We start from the raw sequence: 10924 nt of genomic DNA, 5'->3' as shown, positions 1-10924 counted from the left end.
TATGACACTGCGTACACCCCTTGGTGGGGTGTCCGCCCGTTCCGCGTGCGGGTCAGCGGTCGGTGGGCCTCAGGGCACGGCCGGGGGGAGCGTCGCGCCGGGGGAGGCCGGGGCCCAGGTGGGTGAGGCGGCGGCCTCCTGGGGGTCGGTCTCGCGCATCAGGACGCGCCAGCCGTCCGCGCCGCCGTTGCCGTCGAGGCGCAGGCGGAACTGCTTGACCTGCCGGGTGCGCCCGAAGTAGAGCACCACCGACTGGCGGACCTCGCCCTTGCCGTGGAACTCCGCCGTCACCGGGCCCTGCGCGCCCTCCCGGAACGTCCGGACCCAGTTCGCCGCCGTGCTGCGCGCCTCGGCGCCGGAGCCGTCGGAGGTGGCCATCGTCGCCAGCGAGCCCTCGGAGCCGTCGGCGAGGCGCCAGACGATCTGCTGGGTCAGGTGCAGGGTGCCGGTGGAGGGGTAGCCGACCACGCGCAACGGCTCGTGGGAGGCGTAGTCGTTGACGTAGTCCAGGCCGTCGTCGGCGGACAGCCACCAGGCGGTGGCGGCGGAGGAGACGAGGGCGGCGGCCACCGCGGCGGCCGTGACCGTCCTCCACCGGCCTGCGGGGTTCTCCCGACTCTCCGGATTCTCCGCGTTCTCCGCAGGCCTGGTGGTTCCGGTCGGCCCGGCAGGCCTTGGGTGGTGCATTGCCGCTCCTTTGCCCACTGTTGAACAACAGTGCTGCGGGGAGCTTAGGGCGTGTCCGGTGGATCGGGCCAGGTCCGGAGCCGCCCCCGGCGCTGGTCAGCGCCGGGGGCGGCCGTCTGCCGGTGGGTCAGTCCAGCGTCCACCGCTGCAACGGCGAGCCGCTGTCCGGTTGTTGGGCCAGCAGGTCGCCGTCGGCCGGTCCGGCCGTGGTCAGCAGGAGTCCGCTGCGGCGGTTGGTCAGGGTGTAGGCGCCGGAGGGGAGCCGGGTGGCGGTCCAGCGCTGGTTGTCGCCGCCGGTGCAGGTCCACTGGATCACCGGGGTGCCGGGTGCGGTGGCGCCGCCCCGATCGTCCGCGCACAGCCGGGAGTGGAGGTTGGTGAGGGTGTACGAGCCGTCGGCCTGCCGGGCGAAGGTCCAGCCCTGGTTCCGGCCCCCGTTGGTGGTCCAGGTGTCGAGCCGGGTGCCCGGGGTGGTGGACCAGTCGGGGACGTCCAGCGCCTTGCCGGCGGTGGACAGCACGTGGGTGCCGTCGAGGACCGGGGCGGCGCCGGCCGGGGTGAGGGTGAGGGTCTGGGCGGTGACCGGGCGGGTGTCGGCGGTGCTGCCGGGGTTGTCCCAGCTGCGCTGGGGCGAGGTGGTCACGGCCTGGGCCCCGGTGGTGAGGCTGAGCGCGAGGTCGCTGTAGCGGTTGACCAGGCGGTACCCGCCGGTGGGGGTGGACGGGCCGCTGCCCGCCGGGCTGGTGACCACGGTCTGGACGGACCACTGCTGGCCGACGGTCGGGCTGCCGCCGCGGGCGGCGAGCGTGGGGGCGGCGCCCCAGGCGCGTCCGGCGTTGCCGCGGGAGTCGACGCCGAGCAGCTTGCCGGAGCCGGCGTTGGCGATGGTGTAGAAGCCGTCGCCGGTGGGGGTGAAGGTCCACTGCTGGGCGGCGGTGTCGGCGGTGGCGGAGGTGGTGAGGGTGCTCCCGCTCTGGGCCAGGGAGCGGCCGTCGCCCGCGGCGAGCCGGTACGGCACCCCGGTGGTGACGGGGGCGGCCGGCGGGGCGCCGGCGGCGGTCGGGGCGATGCTGACCTCGGAGTACTCGCCGCTGCCGGTGGAGCAGCTGTACCAGCAGTAGGAGCGGAAGGTCCTGCCGAGCACGGTGGTGCCGGTCCGGCTTCCGGAGTCCACCAGCCAGCGGTACCAGGAGCTCTGCGGCCCGCCGACGGAGCCGATGTCGGTCCACTGCTGGGTGGCCAGGTCGTCGGTGACGTAGTAGTGCTGGGGCTGGTCGGAGCCGGCCTCGTTCTCGGGGGTGCCGAGGTACTTGCCGAGGTAGGCGCTCCAGGCGATGTTCAGCACCGAGAGCTGTGAGGGGGCCGGCATGGTGCCGGCGGCGATCTGGGTGCGGATGCTGCCGGTCCGGTCGGGGGAGTAGCCGTCGCCGGGGGCGAGGTAGCCGGTGCCGACCCCCTGGGCGGGGACGAGGTCGCTCTCGGCGCCGCCGATGCCCGGGGTGGACCAGGAGCCGTCGTGCCACTTGGTCCAGGAGGAGGCGGCCAGCTTCCCGGAGATCGGCGCGCGGGCGACGTGCTCCTCGAAGCCGCCCCAGCCGCCGGTCTTGTCGACGGCCCGGGACATGTAGAACACGTAGAAGTAGCCGGAGCGGTAGTCGGTGAACAGGCGCGGGTCGCCGTCGCCGTAGGAGTAGGTGGAGCCCGGGAAGGTCGTGGTGTCGCCGCGGACGGTGCTGTACGGGGTGGTGATCGCGTGGTCGGTGATGGTCCAGGTGTGGCCCCGGTCCTTGGAGACGGTGGCGTCGATGGCGTCGTAGTGCAGGCCGTCGCCGAACGGCTGCGGGGTGAACTCGTTGTGGACCAGGCCGTACCACCAGCCGGTGTCGGGGTCGACCCAGACCCCGGTCAGGTCGCAGTAGTTGGGCTGGGCGTAGCCGGAGCCGGCGGGGGCGGCGGTGGCGCCGAGGCCGGTCGGGCTGTTGTCGCAGCGCCAGGTGGTGTCGCCGTTGCTGTCCTGGGGGTTGGCCGGGTTGACCGCCGTGCTGATCGGCGCGAGGGTGGCGGTGTCGAAGTTCGAGCCGCGGTAGAACTGCCAGCTGCGGCCGTCCTTCGCGCCGTACAGCGAGTGGGCGGACTGGTAGTAGAACTGCCCGTCGGTGTCGGTGTAGCCGAAGGCGGGGGTGTCGTCGGCGTTGCCGAAGGGGACGGGCTTCCCGGCCGAGAGGGTGTACGACGCGGGCGGTGCCGCGCTGCCGCCCCAGACCTCGGTGGGGGAGGGCGTGCACGGCGCGAGGCCGACCCGGGCCCCGTCCGTGGCCGAACTCCCTTGGACCGCCAGGCACTTGGCCGACTTGGCGGAGTAGACGGTGCCGTCCGGGAGCCAGCCGAACCGCTGGTTGGGGCCGGAGGTGCAGCCGTACAGCTGGAGCAGGGCGCCGGTGGCGTTGGAGGCGTCGGTGACGTCGAGGCACTTGCCGAACGCGGTGACGCTGCCGTCGGGGTTGCGGGTCCACTGCTGGCGGGCCGAGCCGTCGCAGCCGAGCAACTGGACGGGGTTGCCGTCGGCCGTGCCGCCGTCGGCGTCGTCCAGGCACTTGCCGCCGATGGTGACCGTGCCGGTGGTGGCGGCAGCGGTGGAAGCGGTGGCGGCGGTGGTGGGCGGGGCGGCGGAGGCGGGGGGTGCGGCGGCGAGCGGCAGGCACGTGGCCGCCGCCAGGGCCAGGACCGGCACGAGCGAGGCCCGGGCCGGCCGGGACGTCGTCCGTCTCATCGGGGGATCCTTCCGGAGGCGTGCCGCCCGCTGAGTGGGGGAGGCGGCACGACTGGCGATTAGTTCCGCCAGAATCCGAACTTATTGCGGGTCATGTCAAGACCCGTGCAGCAGATCGGGGCGTACGGTCAGTGCCGAGCCGGCGTCATGGCACTGGTCGGGTCCTGGTAGACGGCGTCCAGGGCGAGCAGCGCGCCGCCCCGGGCCGTCCCGGTCAGCCCGGTGGTGGACAGCACGATCTCGCAGCCCCCGGCGTCCGGGGCCATCACCCGCTCGCGCACCTGGGCGGTCACGCTGTCCAGCAGGTACTCGCCGAAGAAGGCGAAGTGCCCGCCGAGGACGATCAGCCGGGGGTTGAGGACGTCGGCGAGCAGTGCCAGCCCGGGCGCGAGGTTGTCGGCGATCCGCTGCACCGCGGCCAGGGTGCGGGCGTCCCCGGCGCCCGCCCGCTCGCGCAGTTCGGCCAGCCGGCGCTCCAGGTCCACCATCGGGTCCCAGACCAGGTCGCCGGGGTCGGCGGCGTAGCGCAGCAGGGCGCCGCGGCCGACGGTGGTCTCCCAGCAGCCGCGTCTACCGCAGGCGCACAGCTGCTCGGAGGGCACCAGTTGCAGGTGGCCGACCTCGCCCGCGTAGCCGCCGGCCCCGCGCACCAGCTGCCCGCCGGCGATGATGCCCACCCCGACGCCGGTCTGGCCGGTGACGTAGACCAGGTCGCGGACGTTGTCGGCGGAGGCGGTCACGTACTCGGCCAGCGCGCCGAGCTTGGCGTCGTTCTCCAGGTGCAGCTCGGGGGCGCCGGGGCCCAGGCGCTCGCGCAGGCCGGCGATGGCGGGCACGTCCCGCCAGCCGATGTTGGAGGCGAAGCCGACGGTACCGGTGGCCATGTCGGTGGCGCCGGGCGTGGCCAGGGTGACCCCGGCGACCCGGCCGCCGTCGCGGCGCAGCGCCTCGATGCCCCGGGCGACCAGCTGGGCGGTGGTGTCCAGGGTGGCGTCCGGCCCGGCGGCCCGGACGTCGAAGGGGATCCGCTGCTCGGCGGTGACCTCGCCCTTGAGGTTGAGGGCGAGCAGGCTGACGTAGTCGACGTTGATCTCGGCGCCGATGCCGTGCACGCCGCTGCCGTCGATCTCCACGGCCTGCCCGGGCCGGCCGACGGTGCCCCGGTCCCGTTCCGCCTCGCCCTCGCGGATCAGCCGGCCCTCCAGCAGTTCCGCGGTGAGGTTGGAGACGGTGGCCTTGGGCAGGCCGGTGTCCTCGGAGATGCGGGCGCGCGAGCGGGGGCCCTCGTCGCGCAGCAGCCGCAGCACCATGCCGAGGTTGGCCCGGCGGGACGACGAGCGGTCGCGGGCCACGGCCGGCCCGGCCATCGCCAGACTCCGTACGCCCGAGCCTTGAAGCGCTGCCTTCACGAACCGCTCCTCCTCCGGTGCCACCGTCACGGCCGACGCGGGCGTCGACACTGCCTCTTGACTTTATCAGGGTTGGTTCAAACAATAACCGAACGAATTGGCCGGTTCCCGCTCCGCCCCCGGGACCGAGCCCCGCCCTCCCGGTTTCGAGGAGACACACGTGAAGACAAGACCCGTTTCGACGGCCTCCGCACTCGCGCTCGTGACGGCCGCCGTCCTCGTCGCCGGCTGTTCCTCCGGCGGCAGCGGCGGCAGTGGCGCGGACGCCGCCTCCGGCCCGGTCAAGCTCGACTTCTGGGGCTGGGCCCCGGGGTACGAGGAGTCGGTCGCCCTGTTCAACAAGACCCACCCGGGCATCCAGGTCAGCTTCGGCAAGACCGCCTCCGGTTCCAAGGGCGGCTACACCAAGATGCTCACGGCCGCCAAGGCCGGCAACGCCCCCTGCCTGGCCCAGGTCGGCTACGAGACCCTGCCCAGCTTCGCCGCGGCCGGCGCCCTCACCGACGTCGGCACGTACACCGCCGACGCCAAGGGCAGGTTCGCCGACTGGACCTGGAAGCAGGTCACCGTCGACGGCCACACCTACGGCCTCCCGGTCGACACCGCGCCGATGGCCCTGATGTACCGCAAGGACCTGTTCGCGAAGTACGGCATCGACAAGCCCCCGGTCACCTGGGAGGAGTACGCGGCCGACGCCGCCAAGGTGCACGCCGCCGACCCCACCGTGTACCTCGGCAACTTCGGCAACGACCCGTACACCTACGCCGGCCTCGCCTGGCAGGCGGGCGCCAAGTGGTTCGGCACCGGCAACGACCAGTGGCAGGTCAGCCTGAACAGCGACGCCAACCGCAAGGTCGCCTCCTACTGGCAGGACCTGCTGGACAAGAAGCTGGTGAAGGCCGACCCCAGCAACGACGCCTCGCAGTTCAGCGACATGGCCAACGGCAAGATCCTCTCCGACGTCAACGCGGTCTGGGACGCGCCGATCATCGCCGGCAGCGTCAAGGACGGCGCCGGGCAGTGGGCCGTCGCCCCGATGCCGGTGTGGGACGCCGCCAACCCGGCGTACGGCAACGACGGCGGCTCGGCCACCGCCGTCCTCAAGGGCTGTGCCCACGCCAAGGAGGCCGCCGAGTTCGCCACCTGGATGAGCACCGACCCCGACAGCGTCGGCAACCTGATCAAGGTCACCGGCATCTACCCGGCGGCCACCTCGGCGCTCGCCCACCCCGCGCTCTCCCAGCCCGACCCCTTCTACGGCGGGCAGGTGATCTACGACGTCTTCAAGGCCGAGACCGCCCACATCACCACCGACTGGCAGTGGGGCCCGACCATGACCCAGACCTCCACCGACCTCGGCGACGGGCTCGGCAAGGCGGGCACCGGAGGCGCCACCCTGCCGAACGTGCTCGCCGACCTGCAGAGCAGGACGGTGGCCGGCCTCAAGCAGCAGGGCCTCGCCGTCGCCGGCTGACCAGGCACCCGGACCGACCAAGGAGGGACGACCCCCCATGACCACCGCCCTCGCCGGGCGGACAGCACCGCAGGACCGCGCCGCCCGCCCGGCCCGCCCCGCCCGCCACCGGGCCCGGACCGTCGCGCTGTTCCTCGCCCCGTTCCTGCTGCTGTTCACGGCGCTGTACCTGGCGCCGATCGGCTACACCCTCTACCAGAGCCTGTTCCGGATGCACCGCTCCGGCCTCGGCCTCTCCGCCCCCACCCAGGTCTTCGCCGGCTTCGGCAACTACGCGACGGCGCTGGGCGATCCGGCCTTCCGCGGCTCGCTGCTGCGGGTGCTGCTGATCGGCGTGGTCCAGGTGCCCGTGATGCTGGCCCTGGCCCTGGCGCTGGCCCTGCTGCTGGACGCCGGGTCGACGATGTTCAAGCGGTTCTTCCGGCTGGCCTTCTTCCTGCCGTACGCCCTGCCCGGGGTGGTCGGCGCGATCATGTGGTCCTACCTGGTCGCCCCGGGCCTGAGCCCGATCACCGCCGCCGCCCACCACCTGGGCCTGGACCTGAACCTGACCTCGGACGGCATGCTCGGCGCGACCATCGGCAACATGCTGACCTGGGGCTGGACCGGCTACAACATGCTGATCATCCACTCCGCCCTCCAGGCCATCCCGGCCGAACTGGCCGAGGCGGCCCGGATGGACGGCTGCTCGGCCTTCGGCATCGCCTGGCGGATCAAGGTCCCGATGATCCGCCCCGCCCTGGTGCTGACCACGGTGTTCTCCGTCATCGGCACCGCCCAGCTCTACAACGAGCCCGCGATCCTGCACAACGTCGCCCCCAACCTGAGCAGTAGCTACACCCCCATCTACGCCGCCTACAACGCCGTGGACGCCAACAACTTCAACCTCGCCGCCACCGAGTCCGTGGTGCTCGCGGTCCTGGCGTTCGCGCTGTCCTTCGGCTTCCTCAAGCTCGTCCAGCGCCGCGGGGAGGCCCTGTGACCACCGCCACCGACACCGCCGGCACCCGTACCGCCCGGACGGCCCGGTACCAGGCCTCCCGCTGGCTCACCCTCGGCGTGCTGCTGATCGCCTCGGTCTACTTCCTCGCCCCGGTCTGGTGGCTGCTGGTCGCCTCGACCAAGACCAGCAGCGGCCTGTTCGCCGGGAACGGCTTCTGGTTCGGCGACTTCGCCCTCGCCGACAACCTGCGCGAGGTCTTCACCCGCCAGGGCGGGATCTACTGGCAGTGGCTCGGCAACAGCGCCCTCTACGCCGTGGGCGGCGCGGCCGGCTCCACCCTGATCTCGGCGATGGCGGGCTACGCACTGGCCAAGTACCGCTTCCGGGGGCGGGAGTTGACCTTCAACGGGGTGCTCGCGGCGGTACTGGTGCCGCAGCCGCTGCTGGCCGTGCCGCTCTACCTGATGTTCTCCCAGCTGCACCTGGTCAACTCCTACTGGGCGGTGCTGCTGCCCAGCACGGTCAGCCCGTTCGGCGTCTACCTGGCCAGGATCTACGCCGCCGCCTCCGTACCGGACGAGCTGATCGAGGCCGGACGGATCGACGGCGCGGGCGAGTTCAGGATCTTCGCCACCATCGCGCTGCGGGTGATGTCCCCGGCGCTGGTCACGGTCTTCCTGTTCCAGTTCGTCGCCATCTGGACCAACTACCTGCTGCCCGTGCTGATGCTGGCCGACGACCACCTCCAGCCGGTCACCGTCGGCGTGGTCGGCTGGCAGGCCCAGCGGGCACTCGGCCCCGGCGCGCCGCCGCTCAACATCGTGGTCACCGCCGCCATGGTCTCCGCGATCCCGCTGGTCATCCTGTTCCTGTCCCTGCAACGCTTCTGGCGCGCCGGCCTCACCGCCGGGAGCGTCAAATGAGGAGGCCCGGCGTGCCCGCCCGGTACCACCTGCGGTTCCAGCTCCACCCCACCCCGGACGCCGCCGAACGCGCCGCCGAACTCGCCTCCTTCTGCCGGGAGTCGGGCGTCGAGGAGGTCGTCCTGCTGCTCGCGGCCGAGGAGCTGTACCCCGGCCACCCGGCGGGCGGGGTGGAGGACCGGCTGTACGACACCGCTGCGACGGCCACGGCGGTCCTGCGCGCGGCCGGGCTCGGCGTCAGCCTCAACCCCTGGGTCACCCTCGGCCACGCCGACCGCGGCCGGGCCGACCGGCTCGGCTTCGCCCCGATGGTCGGACCGGACGGCACCGTGGCCACCGCCCAGGCCTCCCCGGCCTGTCCGCGGTTCCGCGCCTGGATCACCGCCCACTACGCCCGCTTTGCCGAACTCGACGTCCGCGTCCTGTGGTTGGAGGACGACTTCCGCTACCACAACCACGCTCCGCTGCCCTGGGGCGGCGGCTTCGAACCGCTGATGCTGGAGCGCCTCGCCGCCCTGGCGGGGGAGCCGGTCGACCGGGAGCGGGCGGTCGCCGCCGTGACCGCCCCCGGCCCGCCGCACCCCTGGCGCGCCCTGCTCCAACAGGTGTGGCGCACCGCGCAGTTGGAGGTGGCCGACGAGGTGGCGGCGGCGGTCGCCAAGGCCTCCGGCGGGCGCGCGCGGCTCGGCCTGATGAGCTCCGAGCCCGGCGTCCACTCGGTCGAGGGCCGCGACTGGCCGGCCCTCTTCGACGCGCTCGCCATCGACGGGCAGGTCTGGCACCGGCCGCACTTCGCCCGCTACTCGGACGCGCCGGGCCGCGAACTCAGCTTCTCGGTCTGGATGCTGGAGGTCCAGCGGGCCCTGCGGCCGCGGCACGTGCGCAGCGCGCCGGAGGTCGAGAACTGGCCGCACACCGCGTGGTCCAAGTCCGACACCCAGACCTGGTCGGAGCTGGTGGCCGCCCAACTCGCGGGCTCCGACGCGCTGTTCCTCAACCTCCACCCGATGCAGTCCGGCGCCGCCGGACGCTTCCCGCGGGTCGCCGAGCTGCTGCGCCGCTCCCGGCCCGCGCTGGACCTGCTCACCGGCCCGGTGGCGCGCACCCACGGCGTGACCCTGCCCGTCCGCCAGGACGCCGCCGCGCACGTCCGCACCCGCCGGGGCGGCGACCTCGCCGAACTGGCGGTCGACCCCGGCCCGGCCGCGGACCACCTGCTCCGCTACGGCGTCCCGGTCACCGCCGAGGACGGCCCGGTCCGGGTGCTGTTCGGGCAGCTCGCCTGGGCCTATCAGGACGCCGAACTCCGGCGGATGCTCGCCGAGGGCCTGCTGCTCGACGGCACCGCCGCCCACATCCTGCGGGCCCGCGGGTTCGGCGAGCTCCTCGGGGTGACCGTCGAGGAGGTCGTCGAGCGCGGAGCAGGGGGTGGAACCGAGCGCGGAGCCGAGGGCGGTCCCGGCCCGTACGCGCTGGAACGCGTGCTGACCGGGGAGGGCGCGGGCGCCTACCTGAGCGTCAACCTCCAGCCGGCCCTGGCCCGGCTCCGGCCGGTGCCGGGGGCCGAGACCTGGACCGAGATCCTCACCCCCGACCACAGGTTCTGGGGCGCCGGCCGGTGCGTCTTCACCAACGAGCTCGGCGGCCGGGTCGCGGTGACGGCCGCCACCGCCGTCGAGCTGCTGCCCCACGACGACGACGGGCAACGCCTGCTGCACGCCGCCGTCCGCTACCTGGAGGGCGACGCCCCGACCCTGCCGCTGGTCACCGGCGGGCCCCACCTGATCCCGCAGTTGACCCGCACCGAGCACGGCTGGCGGCTCGCCGTCGCCAACGGCAGCGCCGACCCGGCCCACCCCCGGGTGCACCTGCCCGGCGGGGCCGTCCGCGCCGAGGGCGTGCTGCTCCGGCCGCTAGCCGAGCCCGAGCCGGTTGCCGCCACGACGACCGGCCCGACCGTCGAGACCGCCGAGCCGCTGCCGCACCGAGGCTGGCTGCTCCTCGACTGGCAGTAGCCGCGGTCGGCCGTCGCCGTTGTTCAGGCCGACCTGACGGTGGGGAAGCGGTCGCCGCCGACGGCCCAGCGGCCGCGGCGCATCACGGCGACCAGGTCGTAGGTGTCGGAGTCGAGGACGACGAGGTCGGCGAGCTTGCCGGTCTCCAGGGAGCCGACCGAGTCGGTGAGGCCGAGCAGGCGGGCCGGGGTGGCGCTGAGCGACTCGACCGCCTGCGGCAGGGTCAACCCGTGCACCAGCAGAGCCCGTCGGAGCACCCGGTCGAGGGTGAGCGTCGACCCGGCGATGGAGCTGCCGTCGGGGAGCATCGCGACGCCGTTCTCGACGCGGACCTGGAGGGGGCCGAGGGGGTAGAGGCCGTCGCCCATGCCGGCGGCGCCCATGGCGTCGGTGATCAGGGCGACGCGGTCGGCGCCGGCGGTGCCGTAGGCGAGGTCGAGGACGGAGGGGTGGAGGTGGACGCCGTCGTTGATGAGTTCGACGGTGACGCGCTCGTCCTCCAGGAGGGCGACGATGGGGCCGGGGGCGCGGTGGGCGATGCCGGGCATGGCGTTGAAGAGGTGGGTGGCGACGGTGGCGCCGGCCTCGATGGCTTCGAGGGTGGTGGCGTAGTCGGAGTCGGTGTGGCCGACGGCGGCGATGACGCCGAGGTCGGCGAGCATGCGGACGGAGTCGAGGCCGCCGGGGAGTTCGGGGGCGAGGG

8 protein-coding genes are annotated in these 10924 nt (G+C 73.6%); 4 read left to right on the top strand and 4 right to left on the bottom strand.

What is annotated here, in order from left to right; genetic code table 11:
- Nucleotides 1–69: 69 nt before the first annotated feature.
- The 3 genes from ACFV8H_RS40355 to ACFV8H_RS40345 all read right to left on the bottom strand — a co-directional run bounded on the left by ACFV8H_RS40355 (nt 70) and on the right by ACFV8H_RS40345 (nt 4866).
- The gene (locus ACFV8H_RS40355; protein WP_380409622.1) at nt 70–570 is read right to left on the bottom strand and encodes a hypothetical protein; all 501 of its coding nucleotides are present in this window, start codon (nt 568–570) and stop codon (nt 70–72) included.
- Between the two features lie 244 nt (nt 571–814).
- A complete protein-coding gene (locus ACFV8H_RS40350; RefSeq protein ID WP_380409620.1) occupies nt 815–3457 on the bottom strand; it encodes an RICIN domain-containing protein in 2643 nt (880 codons plus the stop codon).
- A gap of 128 nt (nt 3458–3585) precedes the next feature.
- The gene (locus ACFV8H_RS40345; RefSeq protein ID WP_380409618.1) at nt 3586–4866 is read right to left on the bottom strand and encodes an ROK family protein; all 1281 of its coding nucleotides are present in this window, start codon (nt 4864–4866) and stop codon (nt 3586–3588) included.
- Between the two features lie 160 nt (nt 4867–5026).
- On the opposite strand from ACFV8H_RS40345, the gene ACFV8H_RS40340 reads away from it, so the two are divergent.
- Genes ACFV8H_RS40340 through ACFV8H_RS40325 form a run of 4 tightly spaced genes read left to right on the top strand, consistent with a single transcriptional unit; the run spans nt 5027 to nt 10221 of the window.
- Nucleotides 5027–6340, top strand: coding sequence for an ABC transporter substrate-binding protein (locus ACFV8H_RS40340; protein ID WP_380409616.1), 1314 nt, complete (start codon nt 5027–5029; stop codon nt 6338–6340).
- A 37-nt stretch (nt 6341–6377) separates the two neighbouring features.
- A complete protein-coding gene (locus tag ACFV8H_RS40335) occupies nt 6378–7322 on the top strand; it encodes a carbohydrate ABC transporter permease (RefSeq protein ID WP_380409614.1) in 945 nt (314 codons plus the stop codon).
- Nucleotides 7319–8206, top strand: coding sequence for a carbohydrate ABC transporter permease (locus tag ACFV8H_RS40330; RefSeq protein ID WP_380409612.1), 888 nt, complete (start codon nt 7319–7321; stop codon nt 8204–8206). Before ACFV8H_RS40335 ends, ACFV8H_RS40330 begins: the two co-directional genes overlap by 4 nt.
- An 11-nt stretch (nt 8207–8217) precedes the next feature.
- Nucleotides 8218–10221 carry a hypothetical protein gene (locus ACFV8H_RS40325; RefSeq protein WP_380409610.1) on the top strand — a complete coding sequence of 668 codons (2004 nt, stop codon included), beginning with the start codon at nt 8218–8220 and terminating at the stop codon, nt 10219–10221.
- A gap of 23 nt (nt 10222–10244) precedes the next feature.
- On the opposite strand, the gene ACFV8H_RS40320 is transcribed toward ACFV8H_RS40325, so the two are convergent.
- Nucleotides 10245–10924: N-acetylglucosamine-6-phosphate deacetylase (locus tag ACFV8H_RS40320; protein ID WP_380409608.1), on the bottom strand; the 680-nt coding region annotated here is incomplete at its 5' end.

It is taken from the genome of Kitasatospora sp. NPDC059827 (assembly GCF_042731675.1).
In the GTDB taxonomy this organism is placed as follows: Bacteria; Actinomycetota; Actinomycetes; order Streptomycetales; family Streptomycetaceae; genus Kitasatospora.
The sequence above is the reverse complement of the archived record's forward strand: the minus strand, read 5'-3'. Positions and strand labels throughout refer to the sequence as shown.